Genomic DNA, 26,024 nt, shown 5'->3' with positions numbered 1-26,024 from the left:
CGTTTAATTATTTACAGTAGAAATACTTTGTTTATTATTAGTCGCGACAATTTGATTACCTGTTTTCTTTCGTTGGGCAATTTCCTCGATAATAAAAGCGAAACGTTGTTCATTGAGCTTATAAAAAAAGCCCATCGTTAGTGCTGCGATAATGGCAAGACCGCAAGGCCATAAAAAAATGAGCTGACGCAAACCAAGCAACGTGGTGTCACTTTGAGCTATGTTGGGGATATAACCGATTTGCGTCAGCATAATACCTGGCAAAAAGCCAGCAAGCGCAGCGGAAATTTTGCGGGAAAAGGTATAACCCGTATACACCGAGCCTTCAGCGCGAATACCCGTTTTCCATTCACCGTAGTCAACCGTATCCGGAACCAGCGCCCAGTTCAGGCTGTTGACGAAAGCGGTACCGAAGAAGGCGATACAAGAGAAAATAACAAACAGGAATGACGTTCCACCCCAGATAAAATTCAGGATATCGCCAACGGCCCACAATATCAGACCACCAAGATAAACCTGTTTTTTCCCGAAGCGTTTTACCGCAGCAGGTACTAATAAAACACCAATCAGGATACAGCCCATGCTGAAAAAACCCATCCATGACAACAAATGAATATCGTTCAGCACGTACTGAGTGTAATAAACCTGAATGGCCAGCTTGATATTAAAGGCGGCCAGCGTGCACAAATTGGCAACGCAGAGCACCAGCAGCGGCGGATTACGAAAAATCGCGCAGAAGGACTTCAATATGCTGGGTTTATGCGTGTCAGGTACGGTTTCGATATACCGTTCTTTCACCCCGCTAAAGCACCACCACATGCTGAACAGCCCGCAGACCGAAAAGATGACTGCTGCAATCAGATAACCCAGCGAAGGGGAACGGGTAAACAGCGCCTGAATGGGCATAAAACCTACGGTACAAAGAAGAAGGCCAATGGTAGCGCCGCCTTGTCGCCATGCGGCGAGCTGGGCCCGCTCATGCGGATTTTTGGTAATAGCGGGTACCATCGCGCCGTATGAGCAGTTCATCAGGCTGTAGAACAGACCGAACAACATAAACAGCACCGTCGCGAAGGCTGTTTTAACGGGTAAAGTAAAGTGAGTGGCAAAGAATTGCGCAGTAGCAACCAGAGCGACTGGAAATGACGCATACAGAATAAAAGGCCGAAACTTTCCTTTTGTGCCAATATTACGGCGTGAGTCCAGCAATACGCCGGTGAGCATATCGGTAAAAGCGGTGAAGAATTTCGCCACCAGAAAGATAATTCCACCGTAATATGCAGGCATCCCGAGTTCATCGGTATAAAACTTCAGTAGATACAGCGTACCGATACACAGCATCAGATTTGAGCCGAAATCGCCCACGCCATAGGCGCATTTTTCCCGCAGGCTCAACTTTAGCGTTAGCGGATCATGATTAGACATAATCGCCTCTCAAAACGCCCCGCAGGGCGTTATATTTTATTGTTGTTAAACCGTATGTTTCCGGGCCTCAATCTCTTCCACAATTCGCACGTACATCTTCTCGTTGAGGTTGTAGAAACAGCCCATCGCAATAATGGTGATGACCGCCAGCACGCAAGGATAAATAAAGATCAACTGGCGTAGGCCTTCGACGGTGCCTGCCGATTGCACCACATTCGGGATATAACCGATTTGTGTCAGCATCCAGCCGGGGAAGAACCCTGCCAGCGCCTGGGAGACCTTACGGAAGAACGTGAAGCCGGTGTAAACCGTCCCTTCCGAGCGGACGCCGGTGCGCCATTCACCGTACTCCACCGTGTCGGAAACCAGCGCCCAGTTCAGGCTGTTGACGAAGGCGGAACCGAAGAACGCCAGGCAGGAGAAGGCGACAAAACTGACCGAGCCGCCGCCAAAGAAGTAGTTGAGCAGATCGCCTGCCACCCATATTAACAGCCCGCCGATATAGACTTTCTTCTTGCCAAAACGCCTGACTGCGCCGGGCATCAAAAAGACGCCGATAAAAATACAGCCCATGCTAAAGAAGCCCATCCAGGAGAGGAGGATCGGGTCGTTAAGAACGTACTGGGTGTAATAAACCTGAATCGCCAGTTTGACGTTGAAGGCGCCGAGAGTACAAAGGTTGGCGATACACAGAATAAACAGCGGACGGTTACCGGCGATGGCGCGGAACGACTGCAATAATCCAGGCTTTTGCGCGCTATCGACAGGTTTCACTTCAACGTAGCGCTCTTTAACGCCGGCGTAGCACAGCCACATAAATAGCAGGCCAAACAATGAAAATAGCGTGGCGGCGAAAATATAGCTGAGTTGGGCATTGCCTTCGATCAGGTTCATGACCGGCACAAAGCCAACGGTACACAGCAGCAGGCCGAGAGTGGCGCCGCCCTGACGCCAGGCGGCAAGCGAGGCGCGTTCATCCGGGTTCTTGGTAATCGCGGGCACCATCGCGCCATACGAGCAGTTCATCATGCTGAAAACCAGCCCGTACAGCATAAACAGCATCGTTGCGACGACGGTTTTTCCCGTCACCTCAAACGGTGTGCCGACAAAGTTAGCAATCGCCAGTAGCGTTACCGGAAATGCCGCGTAAAGCACGAACGGGCGGAATTTGCCCTTCGGACCAATTTTACGCCGCGAGTCGAGCATAATGCCGGTACCCATATCGGTAAATGCGGTAAAAAATTTGGCGATCAGGAAAATGATCCCGCCGTAAGTCCCTGGTAAACCCAGCACATCGGTATAAAATTTGAGTAAATAGAGGGTCCCGATATCTAACAGGATATTGGAACCTAAATCCCCCAGTCCATAGGCAAGTTTTTCTTTAAACGGCAAGCGTAGGGTTGCCGGATTCGATGATGTTTGACTCATTATTCTTCTCCATCTGCCCGCAGGTTTCCCTGCGGGCGAGCCGTATTAGATATTCCGTAAAGAAGCAAAAAGTGAAGCCCACTCGCTCTTCGCGCGATAGAAGACCGGCGGTTTGCCAATGGGCGCATCCACGGTAATTTCACCGCCGTGGTGAACTTCACCGGTCCAGATATTCACCCAGTGATCTTCCGGCAGGTACAGCGTCCAGTCGCAACGCCCCTGCTCGTGAACCGGCGCGACCAGCAGATCCTGACCGAGCAGATATTGATATTTCAGGGTGTAGGTTGCGGCATCGTTCTCGTAGTGCAGGAATAGCGGACGCATGACCGGCAGACCGGTAGCCGCGTTTTGCGCCACCGCCTGCTTGAGATACGGTTTCAGCGTGGTAAAGACGGTGGTCATGCGGGCAAAGTGGGCAATAGTTTCCGCGTCGCCGTCAAACTGCCAGTTATCGCCGGGGCGGTTGCCTTCATGGGTGCGCATCATCGGCGTAAAGGCGCTGAAATCGCACCAGCGCAGCAGCAACTCTTTGCTGCGTTTCATGTCAAACAGGGTGGTGTAGCCGCCGATATCGCTGTGATGCAGACCATGGCCGGTCATTGCCAGCGACAATGCCGCAGGCACGACAGAGGCCAGACCATCATCAAGGCTCCAGTCAACGTTCTGGTCACCTGCCCACATCATGGTGGAATATTTCTGACTGCCGGTGTAACCCGCACGCATAAAGAACAGGATCTCGCCGAGCTTGCCGGTCTCCTGTAGCGCTTCGTAGTTACATTTCGCCCAGAGCGCAGGCCAGGCGTTATGCATGATCTCGGCGCTGACGCCGTTGTGCAGATACGTGTCGGTCGGCAGATATTCGCCGAAATCCGCCATCCAGCCGCTGCAGCCGAGCGCGATCATGTTCTTTTTGATGACGTCTTTGAACCAGTCGTAAGCTTCAGGATTGGTCAGATCGACCACGCCGCCATAGAATTCGCCAAACTCGACCAGATAGTCGCCGCCCGTGGCGTCTTTCGCCAGGTAGCCGTGTTTCGCCGCCTCGGCGCAGAGGTCTTTATCACTGGCGACGTATGGGTTGATATAAGAGAGGAACTGGACGCCTTCTTCTTTCCACTGTTTGATACGGCTATCCAGCTGTGGATAGTTGTCGCTATTCCACTTCCAGTTCCACATCACGCGCTTGCCAAAGGAGGTCATGCGGATACCGGACCAGTCCTGCGCCCAAATACCGTTCACTTTTACGCCTGCGTTGCGCATGGTATCCAGTTTTTGCTGGCAAACTTCCGTACCGCCCTGAATGCCTAGCGTGACGCCGTCATAAACCCAGTCCGGCAGCTCCGGCTGGCGGCCTAACAGCGCAGTCAGTTTTTCCAGCAGGGCGATGTAGGTGTCGGCACACTCAAAACGCAGCGTAGTTTTATCTTCCCACAGCGCCAGTTCGTGATACTCCGGCGCGCTGAAGTCGAAATTCATATAGCAGCTATTATCGACGTGGCAGTAATACTTCTGCGTGCTGACAAAGGTTGGCTGGGGGAAGAAGGTCCAGTAATAGTCGCCGCCGGCGTTCTCTTTACAGTCTGCCTGCCAGGTGACATAGCTGGTTTTATTACGGCCAACGCCCTGTTCGCTGGTCCACAGCGGGAACGGCTTGCCGCGCAAATCGAAATAAGAGAACTGTTCGCCGCAGCCGTAGATATGGTCGTCTGGATTAGCTGCGAGGCGTAACCAGATACGGTTATGGTGCAGGTCGTCGTTTTGCAGATCCAGCTGCAGGCGTCCCGCCTCATCGGTGGAGATGCGAAGGGTGGCGCTAATTGTTGCGCCACGGCTGAATTGTACCAGCCAGCCGTCAGGTAGCTCGCTGACGGTGGCCTCCGTTAATGCAATCTTCTCGTTAAGTTTGTCTTTGATGCTAAAGTTGCCGCGAAACATGTCAATGTCGGCAACGCCCGCGCCAATCCACAGACAGGGATTTTCGGCGCTGTGACGTAAAATCAGGCGCTGTTGCCAGCTAAGCGCAAAACCATCCTGTGATGTTGTCAGTTCAAAATCGGTTGACCGTTGTGGTAGAGAATTCATTGTAATCTCCGTGAATGTAGGGTAATTCGGTAATCCATTTGGGCTAGTCGCAGCCGATGGAAAAATGCAGTTGATGGATCGCTTTTGGGGCAAGATGAATCAGTGCGATCCCGGAATTAAATGCATCGGGCGGGCAGCTCATAGGCTCTACCGCGAGACCTTTTCGGCTGAGTTTTTCGCCGGTATAGATCTGTAGCCAGGGCTGGGTGCTGCGTAAAAATGTAGACATGTTCTGCGTTGGGCTGGTAAGTCTGACCTCCCACTCCGCCGGGGCAGTCGCGGTCTTAACCGCATGATCAAGGCGCGTTTTGCCGAGCAGGCATGATGCGGAAAAATCTCTGTCTGCGGGCAACTCTTCGCTTGCAGGCAGTGTTAATACACAGCTATCGATGCTTTGCAGATTACAAGTCAAATAAGGATGTGCGCCCGCGCCATAAGGGGCTGATTCATCGCCAATGTTTTGCGTACGAATCGATACGTGCAGCCCACTGGCGGCATCTAACCGATAAATCACTTCCGATATCAACGCAAAGGGATAGCCGTAAGAGGGCGGCAGAAAAATCGTTAGCGACGCTTCCGCCGCCGACTGATAATTAATCTGCCAGTCCCGCCAGGCTAACAGACCGTGAATGGCGGTCTGCGAAACCGGGTCGTTAACGGCAAGCTGGAAAACTTTGCCGTTATAGGAGTAGCAGCCATTTGTCACGCGATTGGGCCAGGGAATCAATACTTTCCCCAGATGCGCCATAGGTATTTCTTCCGGTTTATGCGGGATGACCACATGGCGTCCATGATGGGTCAGTTCCGCCAGACCTGCGCCAACCGTGACGATTTTCGCCTGGTAATGGCCCGCATTAAGCTGAATAGTTTTTCCACCGCTATGCATGGCTGCCATCCTCATGACCTATTTCGCGTTGATATCCAGGAGACCCGCCGCGACCGCCGGAGCCAGGCCCGGCGCCAGTGGCAGACGAGGAATGACCAGGCAGTGCAGCAGATGGTAAATATCTTGCTTGCCGTCCCACACTTTGGTGGTCACTTTGTTATCGGCGTCCAGCTCTTGCCACCAGGAACCATTTTCATAGTCCATCAGGTACTTAATGCAGTAGTCCCACCATTTCTGATACCACTCTTCATACTGGCTATCGCCCGTCAGGGTGTAGAGGGCGTAGGCTGTCCCCATCGCTTCCACAATCGGCCAGCGCACGCGTTCACGTACGATAGGTTTACCGTCCCAGTCGACTGAGTAGACAAAGCCGTCTGCGCCATCTGGCGCCCAGGCGTCGCGGATAGGGTTCCACTGTGAATCGAAATGTTCATTAACACGGTAATGATTATTTCTGGCTACATCATGAATAATGACTGATGCGATTCTGATAGCGCGATCCAGCCATTTTTTGTCATGGGTAACGTCATAAACAATCAGGAACGCTTCGACGGCGTGCATATTGGCGTTACCGCCACGGTAATCTTCGGTTTTGCTAAAGGCTTCGTCCCAGGACTCCAGGCACATCTGCTCTTCTTCACTCCAGAAGTATTTCTCAATCACTTCTATGGTGTAATCCAGCAATTTTCTGGCTTCAGGATGACCGGTCGTGACGGCGCTGGCCGCGCCCAGCAAGGCGAAGAAGTGTTGATAACCCTGTTTAGAGGCATCTACCACGCCCTGATCGTTAACGCAGGCATACCAGCCGCCGTATTTTTTATCGCGCAGCGCGCCGTTCATGGCTTTGATGCCATGATCGACCAGATCATAAGCGCCCGGTCGGCCCATCGACGCCGCCACGGAATAAACGTGCAGCATACGCGCCGTGATCCAAAGATGGGTGCCCATCTCTTCTTTAATTTGCCCTTTATTTCCCAGCCAGCCGAAGCCTGTCGGCACCACGGCGTTTTTACCGAAATTAAAGATGCGGTCGGTTTCCTGCTCCAGCCAGCGGTTGTGGCTCAATGTGTTAAACCATTTCATTCTTTCATCCTCGTATTAGCGGCGACAAGCCATCATTTCATCGACAATGTCACCTAAACGTTGCAATTTAGGCGCGGAAACATCACGTAGCATCAGCTCGGTATCCGGTAAACCAATCACTGATGACCAGACCGCGCGTCCCGCCAGGAACCCGGATGCGCCAGCTTCCATGGCGACCCTGACTGCGCGAGGGAACAGTTTTTCGTCCACACCGGAAGAGAGGATGACCCACGGCATATTGATATGCCCATTCAGGCGTTGTGAGGCGGTAAGAAGATCGGAACGCGCGCCTTTGCCGTAGAGCGGCATTTCAACTTTGTAAAGATCGGCGCCGCTGTCGCCCAGCTCTTTGGCCGCATCGATAATCGCCTGCTCGCGATCGAACTTGTCGCCGCAGCGCGGCGGACGTACAACCGGTTCGATAATGCTCAGCAAACCATTGGAGTGGCATAATTCATTGAATTCTTTGACCATATCCAGACGCTGCTGCGCGTCTTCGTCGCTGCGCCACAGCACCAACAGTTTTAAGGCTTTCGCGCCATCCCGTTTTACCGCCTGCGCATTAATTTTTTTATCAATGACCACGTTATCAACGGGAATACCGTTGCCCGGGATGAAATCATCCGCCGCGACGATCATGGCGCAGCTTTTAGCGACCGCGTTTTGTTCTACGGCCTGGCGATAACAGAACTGCTGATCCAGCAGAACGGCAGAGGCATACGGGGAAAGAATTTTCGCCGCATTCACTTTGAAATCCGTCAGCACGCTATTGGCAACGGGTGTTTTCGCACCAGCAGCAGCAAACATTAAACGCATCGCCTCGCGCTGATCGACAGCCAGCATGGCAAACCCGCCGGACGCTCGCGTAATGTCTTTGATGGTGTAGTTGTTCATTCAATTTTCCTTTATACAGTCGTTACTTTTTTACGTTGGCGGTCAGCCCGGCGCTGATGCGCACCTGTTCCAGGATGGCGCTCCAGTCTTCCCGACCGCGGCCTGCGGCCCGCGCCAGGTTATAAACTTCACGGGAGGCGGCGCCGAGCGGCATCGGTACGTGCAGTTGATTGGCGACATCCAACGCGATGCCAAGATCTTTGTGCGCCAGATCGATCATGAAGGCGGGAGACAGATCCCCTTTCATCACTTTATTCGGCCAGGTGGTGGTGAAATGCCCTTTGCCTGCGGCAGTGCCGCTCATCACTTTTAAAGCCACGTCGAAGGAAAGCCCCAGCGCTTCACACAGCACGGCGGCTTCGGCGGAGAGCGCATTTAGCGCAATACTCATGTAGTTGTTGATCAGTTTTACGCGAATACCCATTCCCGGGCCACCGGTGTTGACCAGCTCATTACCCATCGCCATCAGAACAGGGGTAGCGCGCTCTACTTGCTCCGTCGTACCGCCTGCCAGCAGCAACAATGTGCCGGTAATCGCGTTGTCGGATGTCCGGCCTACCGGCACATCCATCATGCTGAACCCTTTGCTCTGCATGTCGGCAATCAGCTTATCGGTTTGCAACGGATGAATAGTGGACATATCAATGACCAGCGCTTCACGGGAAAGAGTTTCACAAACGCCTTGCTCGCCAAACAAAACGGAACGAACCAGATCGCCGTTCGGGAGCATGGTGATAACAAATTCAGCGCCGATGGTTGCCTGAGCCGGGCTGCTTGCAGGTTGCGCGCCTTTGTCTACCAGACGCTGAACGGCGTCGGGATTAACATCGAAGACGCTGAGTTGATGGCCCTGCTTTAGCAGATTGCTCGCCATAGGGGAGCCCATCTGTCCCAACCCGATAAATGCTATAACTGCCATATCGTTCTCCTGAACACGGTGGTGTCATTTTTTGTCATTAATGAGCCTTTTTCTGTCTGTTTGTGATCGTATTTGTAATTTATAGTCAAAAAATTGACAGCCGTCACTTTTTAAACATTTCGTGAAATTAAAATGAGCACATCGAAAATGCTTGAGGAATGACCATGGTTCGTATTGCTTGTGTAGGTATTACCGTGATGGATCGCATCTATTACGTGGAAGGATTACCGACAGAAGGGGGTAAATATGTGGCGAAGCGCTATACGGAAGTGGGCGGCGGGCCTGCGGCGACCGCTGCCGTGGCTGCGGCGAAATTGGGCGCGCAGGTGGACTTTATTGGCCGTGTGGGCGATGACGACACCGGAAACAGCCTGCTGGCGGAACTGGAATCCCTGGGGGTAAATACCCGCTATACCCGCCGCTACACGCAGGCCATGTCATCGCAGTCAGCGATTATGGTGGATGCCAAAGGAGAGCGGATTATTGTTAATTATCCCAGCCCGGATTTATTACCTGACGCCGACTGGCTTAACGACATCGATTTTTCGCAGTGGGATGTGGTGTTGGCGGATGTGCGCTGGCATGACGGCGCAAAACAGGCGTTTACGCTGGCGCGTCAGGCTGGCGTCATGACTGTTCTTGATGGCGATATTACGCCACAGGATATTAGCGAGCTGGTGGCGTTAAGCGACCACGCCGCCTTCTCCGAGCCAGGGCTGGCACGCCTGACGGGGATGAGCGAAGCCATTGATGCGCTAAAAAAAGCACAAATGCTCACAAATGGACATGTCTATGTCACGCGAGGCAGCGAAGGCTGCAACTGGTTGGAAAAAGCGGCGGTACGCCACCAACCGGGTTTTACCGTGGAGGTGGTGGATACTACTGGCGCGGGCGATGTTTTTCATGGCGCACTGGCATTTGGCCTGGCAAGCGGATACGCCATCGAAGAGGCTGTCAGATTCGCCAGCGGCGTTGCCGCGCTGAAGTGTACGCGCCCGGGTGGCCGGGCGGGTATCCCTGATTGTGAGCAAACCCGATCTTTCTTGTCACTTTTTGTATAATATGAGCAGTAGGAAGCTTTTAGAGGAATGCTCATGAGTCTTACCGAACTGACCGGTAATCCGCGACACGATCGGCTGTTAATGCTAATTGATGAGCGCGGCTATATGAATATCGATGAGTTAGCCAGTTTGTTGGAGGTCTCTACCCAGACGGTTCGCCGCGATATTCGTAAATTAAGCGAGCAGGGGCTGATTACGCGTCATCACGGCGGCGCTGGCAGAGCGTCCAGTGTGGTCAATACCGCCTTTGAGCAGCGAGAGGTCTCCTGGACGCAAGAGAAAAAAGCCATTGCGGAAGCCGTGGCTGACTATATTCCGGATGGCTCCACGATATTTATCACGATTGGAACGACGGTTGAGCAGGTGGCGCGCGCGCTGCTCAACCATAATCATCTGCGCATTATCACCAATAGCCTGCGCGTCGCGCACATTCTTTATAATAACCCTCGTTTTGAAGTGATGGTGCCTGGCGGCACGCTGCGCCCGCATAATAGCGGCATTATCGGGCCATCCGCGGCGGCGTTTGTGGCGGGGTTCCGGGCTGACTATCTCGTCACCAGCGTAGGCGCGATAGAGAGCGATGGCGCGTTACTGGAGTTTGATGTCAACGAAGCCAGCGTAGTGAAAACCATGATGGCCCACTCGCGACATATTCTGCTGGCCGCCGATCATACGAAATACCATGCTTCTGCGGCGGTTGAGATCGGCAATGTGTCACAGATTACCGCTCTGTTTACGGACGAGTATCCCGGTCCGGCATTACAGAATTTACTTCAATCCCAGCAAATCGAAGTGGTTCAGGCGAGTCCTTCGCTGGACGACGCTGTTTCAGCGTGACAAGCGTCCTTGCGCCGGATGGTCGCGTCAGCGCTTTATCCGGCCAATAAAACGGCGCTGTGATGCAGGCGATATTGAACATCGTCTGCGTTTCTATTGTCTTTTTGTTAATTGATTTATAAAGGGATACATAGTCAAACTTCTCCTTTCCCGCTACAGTTATTCATCCCCGGTTAGCAAGGAGAATGACATGCTCTACATCTTTGATTTAGGTAATGTGATTGTCGACATCGACTTTAACCGCGTATTAGGTGTGTGGAGCGATCTGAGTCGAGTACCGCTGGCTTCGCTGAAGCAAAAATTTACGATGGGCGAGACTTTTCACCAACATGAACGCGGTGAGATAACGGACGAAGCGTTTGCTGAAGCTTTCTGTCATGAAATGGCGTTATCGCTCAGTTATGAACAATTCGCGCACGGCTGGCAGGCGGTATTTGTCGGATTACGGCCCGAAGTGATTGCTATCATGCATAAACTGCGCGAGCAGGGGCATCGCGTGGTGGTGTTATCCAATACTAACCGACTGCATACCCACTTCTGGCCGGAGGAATACCCGGAGGTGCGCGCTGCCGCCGACCATATCTATTTATCGCAGGACTTGGGAATGCGTAAGCCGGAAGCGCGTATTTATCAGCACGTCCTGCAGAAAGAAGGTTTTTCCGCTGCCGATGCGGTCTTTTTCGACGACAATGCCGATAATATAGAAGGGGCCAACCAGTTGGGGATCACCAGCATTCTGGTGAAGGATAAAGCCACCATCCCTGACTATTTCGCGAAGCTGTTATGCTAAAAACCGTTCACCAAAAAGCTGGACGCCATACGCGCCCTGTTCGGGCCTGGCTCAAGCTATTATGGCAGCGTATCGATGAGGATAATATGACGACTCTGGCGGGAAACCTCGCCTATGTCTCATTACTCTCCTTAGTACCGCTTATTGCCGTCGTTTTTGCCCTTTTCGCTGCTTTTCCGATGTTTTCTGATGTCAGCATTCAGTTACGCCATTTTATTTTTGCTAACTTTATGCCAGCCACCGGAGACGTGATTCAGCGCTATATTGAGCAGTTTGTCGCTAATTCCAACAAAATGACGGCGGTGGGCGCCTGTGGACTGATTGTGACGGCATTGCTGTTGATGTACGCCATTGATAGCGCCTTAAACACTATCTGGCGCAGCAAACGCACACGGCCAAAAGTGTACTCTTTTGCGGTGTACTGGATGATCCTCACGCTCGGTCCGCTTCTCGCTGGCGCCAGCCTGGCGATCAGCTCCTACCTGCTTTCTTTACGCTGGGCCAGCGATCTGAATACGGTCATCGACAATGTATTGCGCATCCTTCCGCTGCTGCTCTCGTGGATCTCATTCTGGTTACTTTACAGTATTGTCCCAACGACTCGCGTACCGAACCGTGACGCCCTTGTCGGCGCGTTTGTCGCAGCGTTGCTGTTCGAGGCCGGAAAGAAAGGTTTCGCGCTTTATATCACCATGTTCCCGTCATATCAGCTCATTTATGGCGTACTGGCAGTGATCCCTATCCTGTTTGTCTGGGTATACTGGACCTGGTGTATAGTCTTGCTTGGCGCAGAAATAACTGTCACTCTCGGGGAATACCGAAAACTCAAACAAGCCGCAGAACAAGAAGAAGCTGACCAACCATGATTGCATTAATTCAACGCGTAACCCGTGCCAGCGTCACCGTGGAGGACGAGGTGACGGGTGAAATCGGCCCAGGACTTTTGGTGTTATTGGGTGTCGAAAAAGAAGATGACGAACAAAAAGCGAATCGTCTGTGCGAGCGCGTGCTGGGATACCGTATCTTCAGCGATGCTGACGGCAAGATGAATCTGAATGTACAACAGGCTGGCGGCAGCGTGCTGGTGGTGTCGCAGTTTACGCTGGCGGCAGATACCGAGCGCGGTATGCGGCCAAGCTTTTCCGGCGGGGCTGCGCCGGATCGCGCGCAGGCGCTTTATGAATATTTTGTCGAACGCTGCCGCCAGCAGGCGATAAACACGCAAACCGGACGCTTCGCTGCCGATATGCAGGTTGAGCTGGTTAATGACGGTCCCGTGACATTCTGGCTCCAGGTATGAGTCAGCTTCCGGCGTGGCCGCGGATAACAAGAGAGAGTACGGCTATGTATCACCTTCGAGTTCCGCAAACAGAAGAAGAATTAGAACGTTACTACCAGTTTCGCTGGGAGATGCTGCGTAAACCGCTGCACCAGCCGAAAGGGTCGGAACGGGATGGCTGGGATGCGTTGGCGCACCATCAAATGGTGGTGGACGAAGAAGGAAATTTAGTTGCAGTGGGCCGCCTTTATATCAATGCAGATAACGAGGCGTCTATCCGTTTTATGGCTGTACATCCCTCGGTACAGGATAAAGGGCTGGGGACATTAATGGCGATGACCCTGGAGTCTGTTGCCCGCCAGGAAGGCGTTAAGCGCGTCACCTGCAGTGCGCGCGAAGATGCGGTTGAGTTCTTTGCCAAACTCGGGTTTGTCAATCAGGGGGAGATTACTACGCCCACAACCACGCCAATCCGCCATTTTCTGATGATTAAACCGGTAGCATCGCTGGATGATATCCTGCATCGCGGCGACTGGTGCGGGCAGCTTCAGCAGGCCTGGTATGAGCACATTCCATTGAGTGAAAAGATGGGGGTGCGCATTCAGCAGTACACCGGGCAAAAATTTATCACCACGATGCCGGAAACCGGTAATCAAAATCCGCATCACACGGTGTTTGCCGGCAGCCTGTTCTCCCTGGCGACGCTGACCGGATGGGGACTTATCTGGCTGATGCTCCGTGAACGCCACCTGGGCGGGACGATTATTCTTGCTGACGCCCATATTCGCTACAGTAAACCCATTAGCGGAAAGCCAAACGCCGTGGCTGATTTGGGGTCGCTAAGCGGTGATTTGGACAGGCTGGCGCGGGGTAAAAAAGCGCGTGTCCAGTTGCAGGTTGAACTGTTGGGCGGCGAGACCGCCGGAGCAATTTTCGAAGGCATTTATATCGTACTACCTGCGAAACCGTTCGGCCCGTATGAAGAGGGCGGGAATGAGGAGGAGTAGTGTGAGCCCGCGCTCCTGATGCTATTTATTCACGAGTGGCCGCGCGCCAGGCCACGTCGCGTATTGCGTCCCGCGCCGCCTTGCTCACGCCGCCCAATTGGAAAAACCCGTGGATAACACCGAGATAGCGCTGGCAAGTACACGCCACGCCCTGTTCCTGGAACCGTTGATACAGGGCCTCGCCCTCATCGCGCAGTGGGTCGAACTCTGCGGTGAGGATATGCACCGGCGGTAAACCGGCAAAATCTTCACGCCATATCGGACTGGCTTCCGGGTGGCGGAGGTCGGTACCCTGGAGATACATTTCGAAACCCGATAACATCGTATCGCGGGTGATGATGTAGTCTTGCCCGTTGCTGGCATAGCTGGGGAAACTGGCAGTAGCGTCAAGCATCGGGTAGATCAACAGCAGCTTCGCCGGAGACCAGTGGGCGGTGGATTTCAGGCGTAGCGCGCTGACCAATGCCAGGTGCCCGCCTGCGCTGTCGCCAGCAAGCGTGATACGTTCACGATCGATGCCTAACTGCTCCGCGTATTGATAGACGATATTGGCCCCGCGTTCAGCGTCGTCATGAGCCGCAGGGAAGGTGTGTTCTGGCGCAAGACGATACTGAATGGCAATCACCTTACAGCCGCTTTTCCAGGCCAGTTGCCGTAGCTGGGGGTCATGAGTCAGAAAGCCGCCGCTAACAAAACAGCCGCCGTGATAGTAGAGGATACAGGGTAGAGAACCGGATGCGTTTGGCGGCGAAACGACGCGAAATGTCATCCCTTCCAGCACGATATCTTCCGAACTCACCCGAATTTCTTTCTCATCCGCCAGCGACGTGCTGGCAATATAACCCGCTCTCCGATCATCAATATTCTGCTCTCGTGAAGAAGGGCGGCCCGCAGCGATAAACCCGGCGACCAGTTCGGCAATTCCTTTTTCCAGTGGCATATAAGGCTCCTTAAGCTGTATGTATGTACAGTTTATAACCTGATTTGTTGGGGATGGAAAGTGGTGAAATGAGGGGATAATGATTCTGGATAGAGGTTCGCAAAAAATGAAATGCGGTTGGCGCTGGGTTTTTAATTTTTGTACTGTGAAATGATGATGCTATACGCCATTGACGTATAGATTATTTTCACTACTATAAGCCAATGGCGTATGGAATATGCAATTTATAGAAACGGAACTCTTTACTGAAGATGTTAAAAAACTGCTCGATGATGATGAATACCATAAGCTTCAGGTTTTTATGGCTCAGCATCCAGATTGTGGTGATGTCATTCAGGAAACGGGCGGCCTGAGAAAAATGCGCTGGGGAGCGCGAGGCAAAGGAAAGCGTAGTGGCGTGCGAATTATCTATTTTCACCGTAGTCAACGGTATGAGATTCGCTTGCTTCTGATTTATCAAAAAGGCATTAAAGATGATCTCACGCCGCAGGAAAAAGCGGTGCTTCGTATGCTGAATGAGAGGTGGTAGATGGATAAAGTGTTATTTGAGCGATTAACTCAAAGTATGTCTCAAATGAATGAAATCATTGAAGGGACCCGTGAGCCTTCTCGTACCTTTCATATTGATGCAATGAAGATTAAAGAAATACGGCAGGCATCTGGGTTGTCGCAATCTAAGTTTGCAGAACTGATTTCGGTCAACGTGGATACGCTGCGCAACTGGGAGCAAGGAAGACGTTCACCGACAGGGCCAGCCAAAGCGTTACTTCGCGCCATTGCCAACGACCCGAGAAACGTTATACAAGCATTGCGTTATTGAGCAATGATCCGGCTAACGTAGATTGCTAGCCGGTATACCAGAGAACTTATTCCCCTTCCCCCGGGAACAGGAACGGGTTGATGGAACTGCGGGCGAACCCTTCCTGCTCCATGCGCGCGTCCAGCACCAGCGAGGCGAGGTCGTCGGCCACGGCTTCCACTTTCGGGTCTTTTTCCTGATAGAGAATCTTCAGGTAAGTCCCGCAATCGCCGCAGCTTTCGGCTTTCACCGCAGCCTGCTCATTTTCCAGCGACCAGTAGTGTAAGTCGCGGCTCTGTTCGCAGTTACTGCATTTTACGCGCACGACATGCCATTCGGTTTCGCACAGGTTACAGTGCAGATAACGCAGCCCCTGCGTGGTGCCGATCTGCACCATGCTGGAGACCGGCATCGAACCGCACACCGGGCAATACTGGCGCGCTTCACCGTATTCCGCGCGGGCTTTGCCTGGAATCAAGCTGGCCATTTGCGCCCAGTAAAGGGAGAGCGCGGCCCAGATAAACGGGGCTTTATCGCTGCTGACGGAGGCAAAATCCGAGGCAAACAGCGCGCTGGCCATCTGCTCCAGCTCCTGCTCTGAGGCTTTCTCCAGGTTCTCAATCACCGCCAGCGCGGGGCCGCTCATCTCGGGTTTTAGCTCGGCAATCAACGAATGCAGCAGTTTTTGCCAGTGCTTATCACGCGGCAGCACGTGGATATCCAGCGGCGGCTTGCCCTGGTCGTTCGCTTCTTTAATGCGTGCGGTCAGATCCATCTCCAGCGGATGGTCGTACAGCACCACTTCCTGCGCGTGCGCGATAAGCGCGGCAAAGCGCAGGTAATCGCCCAGCGGGTTATTTTCAGCCAGCTCGCGTAAACGTTCGGCGCGGCGGTTGTAGACGTTTTTGAGTCGGGGGAACAATAACGGCGGAATCATATCCGCCGTACGTTTCTCGCTCGACCCCAGCTCATCTTGCGGGATTATGCGAATACTCATTCAGTTTCTTTTTCCGTTGTCTTGCGGACTTCTCGGTACCAGCGTGGGTGATGTTTCTTCGCCCACGACCGGGTTACCCAGCCTTCCACCATCGCGGTAATGGTGCCTTTCACCCAAAGGGCGGCGTAGATATGCACCATGATAACCACAATTAACGCTACTGCGGCAAAAGAATGCAACATTAACGCGAATCGGATCACCGGGATTGAGAAAGCAGGCGCAAAGTACGGACGCCAGATAATTACCCCGCTCACCAGCAGCAGCACCAGGAAGATAATCGCCGCCCAGAATACGCATTTCTGGCCGAAGTTATAACGCCCGGTGTCACCCACTTCCTCGTTGACGACGATCTTACGAATATTCTTCGCCCAAAAGATATCATCCCGATTGATTAGATTGTGGTGCCAATAACGGAAAAACATGATGATGAACGAGGCAAACATAACCACGCCCACAAACGGGTGCAGAATTCGCGCCAGTTGCGGGGTGCCCATGATATGCATCAACCAGTTGAAGGATGGGAATAAAAAGCCCAGCCCACTCACCGCCGCCAGCACGAAGCAGAAGGCGACGATCCAGTGGTTGATGCGTTCCGGCGCCGTATAGCGCACGATGGTGTCACGTCGTTTCATTTGCGCACCTCGTCTTTCTCTTCATGCAGGTTGTCATCTTCCTCTTCCGCGCGGTTCGGGCCGACGCCGACATAGTGGAAGACGCTGGCGGCAAAGGTCGCGGCAAAACCGAACGCGGCGAGCGGTTTCCAGACGCCTTTCCAGAACTTAACGGTTTCGCTGATTTCCGGGTTTTCCGGCAGACCGTGATACAGATTCGGCTTGTCGGCATGATGCAGCACGTACATGACATGCGTACCGCCTACGCCCGCCGGATCGTACAGACCCGCGTTGTCATAACCACGGGTTTTGAGTTCCGCCACCCGCTCGCCCGCCAGCGTTTTCATATCCTCTTTCGAGCCAAAATGAATGGCGCCGGTTGGACAGGTCTTCACGCAGGCCGGTTCTTGCCCCACGGTCACGCGGTCGACGCACAGCGTACATTTATAGACGCGGTTGTCTTCCGGGTTAAGGCGCGGCACGTTGAACGGGCAGCCAGCGATACAGTAGCCGCAGCCGATACACTGCTCGGACTGGAAGTCGACAATACCGTTAGCATACTGAATGATCGCCCCTTCCGCCGGACAGGCCTTCAGGCAGCCGGGATCGGCGCAGTGCATACAGCCATCCTTACGGATCAGCCACTCCAGTTTGTCGTTCTGTTCCACTTCCGAGAAGCGCATCACCGTCCAGGATTTCGCAGTTAAGTCCGCCGGGTTGTCATACACCCCGACGTTATTGCCCACTTCATCACGGATGTCGTTCCACTCGGAGCACGCCACCTGACACGCTTTACAGCCGATACAGGTGGTGACGTCGATGAGTTTCGCCACCTCTTCCTGGTGGTCCCGCGCCTGGGGCGCGGGGGTGAAACCGTTAGTGGCGGAACGACGAATGATGTCTTGCGATTGATAAGCCATAGGTCGTCTCCGTTACACCTTTTCCACGTTCACAAGGAAGGATTTAAACTCCGGCGTTTGCGTGTTCGCATCACCGACGAAAGGCGTTAACGTATTGGCGATAAAGCCTTTTTTCGCCACGCCTTCGTAGCCCCAGTGAATAGGAATACCGATGGTATCGATATCCTTGCCGTCCGCTTTCAGCGTGCGAATACGCTTGGTCACCACTGCTTTGGCTTTGATATAGCCGCGGTTCGAGGAGACCTTCACGGTATCGCCATGCGCGATGCCGAGCTTATTCGCCAGCTTCTCGCCAATTTCCACAAACTGTTCCGGCTGGGCGATAGCGTTAAGCAACGCGTGCTTGGTCCAGTAGTGGAAGTGCTCGGTCAGACGGTAAGTGGTTCCGACATACGGGAACTTATCCGCTTTACCCAGCGCGTCGGCATCGTCTTTAAAGATACGGGCGGCAGGGTTAGAGATAACGTTCGGGTGCAGCGGGTTAGTGCCCAGCGGCGTTTCAAACGGCTCGTAGTGTTCCGGGAACGGCCCTTCCGCCATCTTATCGATAGCAAACAGGCGGCCCATCCCTTCCGGCTGCATGATAAACGGTCCGACGTCGCTGCCGGGCGCGGCGGCGCTGTAGTCCGGAATATCCCATCCGGCCCATTTTCCGCCTTCCCATTTCAGTAGCTGACGTTTCGGGTCCCAGGGATTACCCTGCGGATCGGCGGAGGCGCGGTTATAGAGGATGCGGCGGTTAAGCGGCCATGCCCATGCCCAGCCCAGCGTGTTGCCGAGACCAGACGGGTCGGCGTTATCACGACGCGCCATCATGTTGCCTTCCGGCGTCCAGCTACCGGCGAAAATCCAGCAGCCGCTGGACGTCGTACCGTCATCACGCAGTTGCGCGAACGAACTGAGCTGTTGACCTTTCTTCACTACCACCGCGCCGGTTGCCGGGTCGATAAGATCGGCCAGCGCTTTACCATTACTTTCCATCGCCACTTCTTCAGAGGCGGGTTCGTATGGTTTGGTGTAGTTCCAGGTCATATTCAGCACCTGTTCCGGGTTGGCGCCGCCCTGTTCAGAGTACATCTTACGCAGGCGTAAGAAGATACCGGCGAGGATTTCGCCGTCGGTCATGGCAATTCCCGGGGCGTCCGCGCCCTTCCAGTGCCACTGTAACCAGCGACCGGAGTTAACGATGGAACCATTTTCCTCGGCAAAACAGGTGGAAGGCAGACGGAACACTTCGGTCTGGATTTTTGCGGGATCAACGTCGTTCGACTCACCGTGGTTTTGCCAGAAGGTGGACGTTTCGGTGTTGAGCGGATCGATAGTCACCAGGTACTTCAGTTTGGAAAGCGACGCGACCACTTTGTTTTTGTTCGGGAATGAGGCCACCGGGTTAAAGCCCTGGCAGATATAGCCGTTGACCTTGCCCTGTTTCATCATCTCGAAGTACTGCAACACGTCGTAGCCTTTGTCCCACTTCGGTAGCCAGTCGAAGCCCCAGCTATTTTCCGCTGTCGCTTTATCACCAAAGAAGGCCTTCATCATTGAGACGAAGAATTTCGGATAGTTGCCCCAGTAGTTGACCTGATCCTTCAACAATGGCTTCGGCGTATTGGCAGCCAGATAGGTTTGCAGGTCGGTCTGTTTTTCGCTCGGCAGCGTCAGGTAGCCCGGCAGACTTTGCGACAGCAGTCCTAAGTCGGTCAGTCCCTGAATGTTGGAGTGACCGCGCAGGGCGTTAACGCCGCCGCCCGCCATCCCCATGTTACCGAGCAGAAGCTGGATCATTGCCATAGTACGGATGTTCTGCGCGCCGATGGAATGCTGCGTCCAGCCCAGCGCGTACAGGAACGACGCGGTTTTATCTTTTGCGCTGGTTTCTGCAATGTACTCGCACACTTTCAGGAAGTCCGCTTTCGGCGTACCGCAGATATTTTCTACCACGTCCGGCGTATAGCGTGAGACATGCTGTTTCAACAGATTCCAGACACAGCGCGGGTGTTGCAGTGTCGTATCGCGTTTGGCAAAACCGTTTTCGTCCAGCTCATAGTGCCAACTGGTTTTATCGTACTGCCGCTTGTCGGCGTCATAGCCGGTGAACAGACCATCATCGAAGCCAAAATCTTCACGCACGATCAGGCTGGCATTGGTATAGGCCTCGGTGTATTCACGGTTGTATTTTTCGTTGGTCAGCAGATACAGCATCACGCCTGACAAGAAGGCAATGTCAGTACCAGAGCGTATTGGCGCATAGAAATCGGCCACCGACGCGGTACGCGTAAAGCGCGGATCGATCACAATCAGCTTCGCGCCGTTGTGAATTTTGGCTTCCATCGCCCAGCGGAACCCGACCGGGTGAGCTTCTGCGGCGTTACCGCCCATCACCACGACGAGGTTGGCGTTCTTGATGTCGACCCAGTGGTTGGTCATCGCACCGCGACCAAATGTTGGAGCAAGACTTGCTACCGTTGGTCCGTGTCAGACACGCGCCTGGTTGTCGACCGCGAGCATACCCAGCGCGCGGGAGAATTTTTGCGTTAAATAACCCGTCTCGTTACTGGATGCGGAAGCGCACAGCATCCCGGTGGTGAGCCAGCGGTTAACGGTAACGCCTTCGGCGTTCTGCGCCTGATAGTTGGCGTCGCGATCTTCCTTCATCAGTTTAGCGATGCGGTCAAACGCTTCTTCCCAACTGATCTGTTGCCACTTATCTGAACCCGGCGCGCGGTATTGCGGGAATTTCAGGCGGCTTTCAGAGTGGATAAAGTCCACCAGACCGGCTCCTTTCGGGCACAGCGCGCCACGGCTTACCGGATGATCCGGGTCCCCTTCGATATGGAAAATAGATGCTTTGGCGTTTTTCGCACCGTCGCCGAGGCTGTACATCAACAGCCCGCAGCCAACGGAACAGTAGGTGCAGGTGTTACGGGTTTCGCGGGTGCGCAGCAGTTTATATTGCCGTGTTTCCGCTAGCGCTACGCCGGGCGCGAAGCCCAGTGCCGCCGCCGTGGTGCCTGCCATACCGCCAGCGCAGATCTTAAAGAACTGCCTTCTGCTGACCTGCATGGTTTGCTCCTTGTTTCGACATTGTCACTTCTCTTTCACATTTCTCTATCCGAAACGCTCAGGGAGTGGTTGTTATTTTTCTTTGCGGACGGGCCCGCAAAGGTTCAGAATTGGATAAATTTTCCTCCATCCGGGAGGGGTTGTAACAGAATACCATAATGTTGGTGTGTGTGTTCTTATATGGTTAAAAGAAAGTGAACAATATACTGTCTGAAGAAGTCCTAAATGTGACTGATTTCACAACCTCACGCCAGTTGACTCTCTGGAAACGCGAGGATTTGCAGTCCCCCCAACTTGATGATGTTGCCGAGGAAGTGCCAGTGGCACTGGTGTATAACGGTATTTCGCATGTCGTTATGATGGCCTCTCCGAAAGATCTGACGCATTTCGCAATAGGGTTTTCTCTGTCGGAAGGGATCATTGACAGCCCGCGTGAAATCTATGGCATGGACGTTGTGCCGTCCTGTAACGGACTTGAAGTGCAGATTGATCTTTCCAGCCGTCGATTTATGGGGCTGAAAGCGCGTCGTCGCGCGCTGGCCGGACGTACCGGTTGCGGCGTATGTGGCGTGGAACAGCTCAATGACATCGGTAAGCCGGTGCAACCGCTGCCGTTTAGCCAAACGTTTAATCTCGGTAACCTTGATCGCGCGTTAAAACATCTGAATGATTTTCAACCGACGGGTAAGCTGACGGGTTGTACGCACGCTGCGGCGTGGGTCATGCCGTCGGGTGAACTGGCGGGGGGCCATGAAGATGTCGGACGCCACGTTGCGCTGGATAAACTGCTCGGCCGCCGCGCTACGGAAGGTGAGGAATGGCGGCAAGGCGCGGCGCTGGTTTCCAGTCGTGCGAGTTACGAAATGGTGCAGAAGTCGGCGATGTGCGGTGTGGAAATTTTGTTTGCGGTTTCTGCTGCCACCACGCTCGCGGTTGACGTCGCTGAACGGTGTAATCTGACGCTGGTGGGGTTCTGTAAGCCGGGTCGGGCGACGATTTATACCCATCCGCAGCGGTTAGTCGCAGACTAAAATAGTACCCTCTACATTTGCGTAAAATATATATTTTCTCAATTTTACAGCCTCTCTTGATAACGGAATCACGTATAGTGGCGAGGCCATACAGGTTTTAATCGTTTTTATGCTGGGCCGCAGCTTATTCCAGCCATTCACGAGGCGCTTGCTACCCGGTAATACTTCGAACGAAAAAAGCGCCCCTGGGGCGCTCTTTCGGCAGTCGCTAACGACTTATTTGCTCAGTTCAGCGGTCATATGCACGCGATTTGCAGCGTGAAAAGCTTAGAACTCACGCTCAAGATGATAGCCATTATAGGTATCGATGAGCTCGTTATAAGCTTTAACCACAGCCTCATAAGAACCATCTACCATATCGCCGCTGCCACTATTGAGGTAGTCCTGCTCATGCGAGGTATACGCCACGTTATCGCGCACGCGCCGAATGCGTTTTTTCACCTTGCCCTGGAATTTTTCCAGCTCAGAAATAAAGCCAGGGAAGCTACGATGTTTATCTATATCAACGTTGATCTTCTCGTTTAGCTTCTGAGTATGCTCTTCAAAATCAGCGAGCTGTTTGCTTACTGCCGCCACATCAAAAGAATCATCAGCTACAGCGTCATTAAGCGTCTCGGCTTCCTGCATCGTCAAAAGCGTATAGTACTTAATGGATTTACCTTCTTTCTTCTCGGTCGCCTTAATTTCATTAGCCGCATGCTGCCCACTCATAATGGTAATCTCGGCGATATATTTCTTCGCAATGGGATCAAACTCATCGAACTGTTTTATAAACGTTTTATGGAACGCTTTAGCGCCAGCAAAGGCATCATCCTTGAAGTTATCTTGATCATAGTATTTATTCATACTATTGATTGTTTCAGCTAGTGGCCCAGCCGCATTAATAAATGCCAGAGCAGCACTATCCAGAGAGGCAAACGCCGGCTTTAATTCAGCCGCCGCCTTGATGTCTTTCCGGCAGTCCTGGATAAGTGCAGGATACACAGGAACCAGCGGAGAGGGATCGTCTTCCTTACCGGTAGGACCGGTGCGGAAATCGTCGAATGTGTTAGCATAACGATTTACAGCGCGGTAAATACCTGCCTGGAGATTATTATAACAATCAATGTAAACATTCAGCTTTTGGTTAAGAACATCGTTCGCATCTGCGCTTTCCGCTGATGTGGATTGTGTATTGCTCGCTGATGAGTCCGCACTCTGAGCTACAGGTTGTTCGTCCGCTTTTTTTTCATCACAAGCGCTTAGCCCGGCAGTCATCAGCATAGCGATAATAATTGATGATAACAAATCCTTTTTCATTAGAATAACCTATAAATAATATCATTGAAATTTACAGATTCATTTTAATGAAAAAAAACAGGTATGTGATTTATTCAACACAAAAAATACTTAATCCATATTTCATTATAATTAACATTATCAATATCAATGTGTTCGTTAAAATAAGAGAACCCCAACGTAAATATACAAAAGGCAATTAAATGAAAAGGAATTTATTATCCTCAGCGATAATCATTGCGCTAATGACCCTGGGCGCAACAGGATGTGATGACAATAATGTTAAAACCGAGGCGACGCCGGCCGCCAGCAGTCAGCCTGCGACGCCAGCGCCTTCTCAGACGCCGGAAACGCAATCTGGCGAAAGTCCAGCGCAGCCCCCAGCAGCGAAGCCAGAAACGGCAACTCAGCCCCCGGCGGCGAAGCCAGAAACGCCAGCTCAGCCGGAGGTTGACGCTGAAGAAGTTTATAGTGAAAAAATGGATGTCTATATCGATTGTTTTAATAAACTTCAATTGCCCGTTCAGCACAGTCTGGCGCGTTACGCGGATTGGGTGAAAGACTTTAAAAAAGGTCCGACAGGGAAAGAGAGCCTGGTTTATGGCATTTATGGTATTACGGAGTCTTACATAACGAATTGCCAGAAAGAGATGAAACAGGTGGCCGCCTTAACGCCATTACTTGAGCCTATTGATGGCGTTGCCGTTAGCTATATTGATAGCGCCGCCGCGCTGGGTAATACCATTAACGAAATGGAAAAATATTATACCCAGGAAAACTATAAAGATGATGCCTTTGCTAAAGGTAAGGCGCTGCATCAGACATTACTGAAGAATATCGAGGATTTTAAACCCATCTCGGAAAAATATCATGAGGCTATTCAGGAGATAAATGACAGGCGGCAATTGACACAGTTGAAGAGAATAGAAGAAGCGGAAGGTAAAACATTTAACTATTATTCTCTGGCTGTCATGATCTCGGCAAAGCAGATCAACAAGGTTATTTCTGCCGATACCTTTGATGCCGAAGCGATGATGAAAAAAGTCGCGGAACTGGAAACAATGATTGCGCAATTGAAAGAGGTGAATACTGATGGCCGTAATTCTTCTTTCATCAGCTCTGCGGCTGATTATCAGCTACAAGCTAAAAAATATATTCGTCGCATCAGAGACAATGTTGAGTATTCTGATTTTGAAAAGAAACGGGTGCAGGACCCTGCAACAGGATGGATGGTTGCGGATTCTTATCCGGCGTCGTTGAGAAGTTATAACGAGATGGTGGATGATTATAACCGCCTGCGTTGAGTGACGGCACATTAACTCCGTGCAGGCTGGCGCAAGCGCCTATAAAATTACGCTATAACGCCAATAAAAAGCGCCGATCAGGCGCTTTTTTCGTTTATGTATTCTTCATCAGGCAATATCCGTAAAAATAGCTGACGTAAACATTAACTAAAGAGAGCTATTAGAAAAACCAGTAATCTGAAGCTATCACAAGATGTTGACGTCACGCTGGAAGGTACTGGTAGTGTCATTGAGGATCGGCATTTATATGGAAAGCATTTATCCCGTCTGATGCGAAAATTCTGAGCCACTTCAGCATAGGGCGGCCCAGCCTTCATCACTTATAGGGTGTCACGTCCAACTGTTCGGTAAGACGTTAATTAATACCCGCCATTCGTAATAACGCGGTCACCACCGCAGCGGCGATAATCACCACAATAAGCGGCATTTTACGCCAGGCTAAAAATACGGCGAAGCCAACCCCAAGAACGCGCGCCATTCCGGCAAAATGTTCGCCTTCGTAAAAGGTGGTCGCCAGCGCGACGGAGAATAGCAGCACCGTTGCCGCATCCGAGAGCAGCGCCTGTGAACGCTCAGACAGCGCCAGACGGCTGCCAAGTTTCGCGCCGCCGAGGCGCATCAAATAGGTTCCCGCAGACAAAAGAGCAATACCGATAATAAATAGCGTCATATTGCCCATTATTTTTTCCTCGCCAGTAGGCCAAGCAGCGAAAGCAACACCGGCAATCCGGCAGCCACAAAAGGAACGGCGGCAAGCGACAGCGCGGCGCCGCTGCAACCACGAATCAATGTGGTGCGGTTTTTAAACGCCGGGATCACCAGCGCCAGTAAGATTGCCGGGAATACGGCATCCAGACCGATGGTTTCTGGGGCCGGAAGCAGTTTGCCGACACCAGCGCCAATCAGTGTGCCAATCGGCCAGAATAGGGCGACGCCCAGACCGCATAGCCAGTAGGCGGCTTTACGTTGTTCGGGTGTTTTTTGCGACAGGCCGAACACCACGCTCTCATCATTCATAATATGGCAGCCGAAAAAGCTGGCGGCGCGGGTGCCAACCAAATCGCGCACCGTTACGCCAAACGGCACGTGGCGCGCATTCACCAGCAGTCCTGCCGCCGCCGCCGCTAACGGATTGCCGCCGCTGGCAACAATGCCGATAAACATAAATTCGGACGCGCCCGCCAGTACAAAAATAGAGAGGACAAACGGCACCCACAGTGGGAAACCGTAGGCCATCGCCAGTGAGCCATAGGACATGCCGACGACGCCCACGGCCAGGCACACTAAAAATATCGCTTTTATCGTGTCTCCCTTGAGACAGGAAAAATAGTGTTTCATCTTCTTTAGTCATATCGAACGAATTTTCATTATAATGAACGGAACAGATTTG

Annotated in this window: 25 protein-coding genes; 10 read left to right on the top strand and 15 right to left on the bottom strand. The window is 52.6% G+C overall.

From position 1 onward, the window contains the following. Positions 1–3: 3 nt before the first annotated feature. Genes ACLJNW_RS20725 through yihU form a run of 7 tightly spaced genes read right to left on the bottom strand, consistent with a single transcriptional unit; the run spans position 4 to position 8,717 of the window. A complete protein-coding gene (locus ACLJNW_RS20725) occupies positions 4–1,425 on the bottom strand; it encodes an MFS transporter (protein ID WP_000064897.1) in 1,422 nt (473 codons plus the stop codon). 45 nt (positions 1,426–1,470) lie between these two features. Continuing rightward, positions 1,471–2,853, bottom strand: a complete 1,383-nt coding sequence (locus ACLJNW_RS20720) for an MFS transporter (protein WP_000084251.1) — start codon at positions 2,851–2,853, stop codon at positions 1,471–1,473. A 45-nt stretch (positions 2,854–2,898) separates the two neighbouring features. Beyond that, a complete protein-coding gene (locus ACLJNW_RS20715) occupies positions 2,899–4,935 on the bottom strand; it encodes an alpha-glucosidase (protein WP_023243568.1) in 2,037 nt (678 codons plus the stop codon). A 43-nt stretch (positions 4,936–4,978) separates the two neighbouring features. Beyond that, entirely contained in the window at positions 4,979–5,836 is an 858-nt protein-coding gene (locus ACLJNW_RS20710; protein ID WP_023244216.1) for an aldose-1-epimerase, read from the bottom strand. Between the two features lie 3 nt (positions 5,837–5,839). After that, positions 5,840–6,904 carry a sulfoquinovose isomerase gene (locus ACLJNW_RS20705; protein WP_024154441.1) on the bottom strand — a complete coding sequence of 355 codons (1,065 nt, stop codon included), beginning with the start codon at positions 6,902–6,904 and terminating at the stop codon, positions 5,840–5,842. A 15-nt stretch (positions 6,905–6,919) separates the two neighbouring features. Next, on the bottom strand, positions 6,920–7,798 hold the full coding sequence (gene yihT / locus ACLJNW_RS20700) for a sulfofructosephosphate aldolase (protein WP_001523723.1): 879 nt from the start codon (positions 7,796–7,798) through the stop codon (positions 6,920–6,922). A gap of 22 nt (positions 7,799–7,820) precedes the next feature. Next, a complete protein-coding gene (yihU, locus tag ACLJNW_RS20695; RefSeq protein ID WP_000268251.1) occupies positions 7,821–8,717 on the bottom strand; it encodes a sulfolactaldehyde 3-reductase in 897 nt (298 codons plus the stop codon). A 164-nt stretch (positions 8,718–8,881) separates the two neighbouring features. Here yihU and ACLJNW_RS20690 point away from each other — a divergent pair, with 164 nt between their 5' ends. The 6 genes from ACLJNW_RS20690 to fabY all read left to right on the top strand — a co-directional run bounded on the left by ACLJNW_RS20690 (position 8,882) and on the right by fabY (position 13,691). Then, positions 8,882–9,778 carry a sugar kinase gene (locus ACLJNW_RS20690; protein WP_001520529.1) on the top strand — a complete coding sequence of 299 codons (897 nt, stop codon included), beginning with the start codon at positions 8,882–8,884 and terminating at the stop codon, positions 9,776–9,778. A gap of 33 nt (positions 9,779–9,811) precedes the next feature. Beyond that, the gene (locus ACLJNW_RS20685) at positions 9,812–10,615 is read left to right on the top strand and encodes a DeoR/GlpR family DNA-binding transcription regulator (RefSeq protein ID WP_021000967.1); all 804 of its coding nucleotides are present in this window, start codon (positions 9,812–9,814) and stop codon (positions 10,613–10,615) included. A 190-nt stretch (positions 10,616–10,805) separates the two neighbouring features. Beyond that, positions 10,806–11,405 (top strand): glucose-1-phosphatase, encoded by a 600-nt coding sequence (gene yihX / locus ACLJNW_RS20680; RefSeq protein ID WP_000965695.1) that lies wholly within the window; start codon positions 10,806–10,808, stop codon positions 11,403–11,405. Continuing rightward, positions 11,399–12,271 carry a virulence factor BrkB family protein gene (locus ACLJNW_RS20675; RefSeq protein ID WP_000921423.1) on the top strand — a complete coding sequence of 291 codons (873 nt, stop codon included), beginning with the start codon at positions 11,399–11,401 and terminating at the stop codon, positions 12,269–12,271. Before yihX ends, ACLJNW_RS20675 begins: the two co-directional genes overlap by 7 nt. After that, the gene (dtd, locus tag ACLJNW_RS20670) at positions 12,268–12,705 is read left to right on the top strand and encodes a D-aminoacyl-tRNA deacylase (protein WP_000560969.1); all 438 of its coding nucleotides are present in this window, start codon (positions 12,268–12,270) and stop codon (positions 12,703–12,705) included. The genes ACLJNW_RS20675 and dtd overlap by 4 nt, the downstream gene beginning before the upstream one ends. A gap of 44 nt (positions 12,706–12,749) precedes the next feature. Next, complete coding sequence (gene fabY / locus ACLJNW_RS20665) at positions 12,750–13,691, top strand: fatty acid biosynthesis protein FabY (protein WP_001518251.1); 942 nt, start codon at positions 12,750–12,752, stop codon at positions 13,689–13,691. Between the two features lie 25 nt (positions 13,692–13,716). Here the strand turns inward: fabY and ACLJNW_RS20660 are convergent, their stop codons facing one another. Further along, complete coding sequence (locus ACLJNW_RS20660; protein WP_023203737.1) at positions 13,717–14,631, bottom strand: alpha/beta hydrolase; 915 nt, start codon at positions 14,629–14,631, stop codon at positions 13,717–13,719. A 217-nt stretch (positions 14,632–14,848) separates the two neighbouring features. Here ACLJNW_RS20660 and ACLJNW_RS20655 point away from each other — a divergent pair, with 217 nt between their 5' ends. Both ACLJNW_RS20655 and ACLJNW_RS20650 read left to right on the top strand, forming a co-directional pair. Next, a complete protein-coding gene (locus tag ACLJNW_RS20655) occupies positions 14,849–15,160 on the top strand; it encodes a cytotoxic translational repressor of toxin-antitoxin stability system (RefSeq protein ID WP_001159630.1) in 312 nt (103 codons plus the stop codon). Then, a complete protein-coding gene (locus ACLJNW_RS20650; RefSeq protein WP_000362050.1) occupies positions 15,161–15,451 on the top strand; it encodes a helix-turn-helix domain-containing protein in 291 nt (96 codons plus the stop codon). 46 nt (positions 15,452–15,497) lie between these two features. Here ACLJNW_RS20650 and fdhE read toward each other — a convergent pair whose 3' ends face one another. The 4 genes from fdhE to fdnG are packed head-to-tail and all read right to left on the bottom strand — an operon-like array spanning position 15,498 to position 21,021. Then, positions 15,498–16,427, bottom strand: coding sequence for a formate dehydrogenase accessory protein FdhE (gene fdhE, locus ACLJNW_RS20645; protein WP_000027730.1), 930 nt, complete (start codon positions 16,425–16,427; stop codon positions 15,498–15,500). Further along, positions 16,424–17,059, bottom strand: a complete 636-nt coding sequence (gene fdoI / locus ACLJNW_RS20640; protein WP_000829028.1) for a formate dehydrogenase cytochrome b556 subunit — start codon at positions 17,057–17,059, stop codon at positions 16,424–16,426. Before fdoI ends, fdhE begins: the two co-directional genes overlap by 4 nt. After that, complete coding sequence (fdxH, locus tag ACLJNW_RS20635) at positions 17,056–17,958, bottom strand: formate dehydrogenase subunit beta (RefSeq protein ID WP_000331361.1); 903 nt, start codon at positions 17,956–17,958, stop codon at positions 17,056–17,058. Before fdxH ends, fdoI begins: the two co-directional genes overlap by 4 nt. 12 nt (positions 17,959–17,970) lie before the next feature. Next, positions 17,971–21,021, bottom strand: coding sequence for a formate dehydrogenase-N subunit alpha (gene fdnG / locus ACLJNW_RS20630; protein WP_077248424.1), 3,051 nt, complete (start codon positions 21,019–21,021; stop codon positions 17,971–17,973). Positions 21,022–21,215: 194 nt separating this feature from the next. On the opposite strand from fdnG, the gene fdhD reads away from it, so the two are divergent. After that, on the top strand, positions 21,216–22,052 hold the full coding sequence (gene fdhD, locus ACLJNW_RS20625) for a formate dehydrogenase accessory sulfurtransferase FdhD (protein WP_024154442.1): 837 nt from the start codon (positions 21,216–21,218) through the stop codon (positions 22,050–22,052). A gap of 267 nt (positions 22,053–22,319) precedes the next feature. On the opposite strand, the gene ACLJNW_RS20620 is transcribed toward fdhD, so the two are convergent. Beyond that, positions 22,320–23,351 (bottom strand): YiiG family protein, encoded by a 1,032-nt coding sequence (locus tag ACLJNW_RS20620; RefSeq protein WP_000710971.1) that lies wholly within the window; start codon positions 23,349–23,351, stop codon positions 22,320–22,322. A 182-nt stretch (positions 23,352–23,533) separates the two neighbouring features. Between ACLJNW_RS20620 and ACLJNW_RS20615 the strand changes: the two genes are divergently transcribed. Beyond that, a complete protein-coding gene (locus ACLJNW_RS20615; protein WP_023203740.1) occupies positions 23,534–24,634 on the top strand; it encodes a YiiG family protein in 1,101 nt (366 codons plus the stop codon). 355 nt (positions 24,635–24,989) lie between these two features. Here the strand turns inward: ACLJNW_RS20615 and ACLJNW_RS20610 are convergent, their stop codons facing one another. Next, positions 24,990–25,313, bottom strand: coding sequence for an AzlD domain-containing protein (locus ACLJNW_RS20610; RefSeq protein WP_000527677.1), 324 nt, complete (start codon positions 25,311–25,313; stop codon positions 24,990–24,992). Beyond that, positions 25,313–25,972, bottom strand: a complete 660-nt coding sequence (locus tag ACLJNW_RS20605; protein ID WP_000683586.1) for an AzlC family ABC transporter permease — start codon at positions 25,970–25,972, stop codon at positions 25,313–25,315. The genes ACLJNW_RS20610 and ACLJNW_RS20605 overlap by 1 nt, the downstream gene beginning before the upstream one ends. Positions 25,973–26,024 lie beyond the last annotated feature (52 nt).

It is taken from the genome of Salmonella sp. SAL4457, assembly GCF_046548235.1.
Classification (GTDB): Bacteria; Pseudomonadota; Gammaproteobacteria; order Enterobacterales; family Enterobacteriaceae; genus Salmonella; species Salmonella enterica.
Note: the sequence above shows the minus strand (reverse complement) of the source record. Positions and strands in the feature narration are given on the sequence as shown.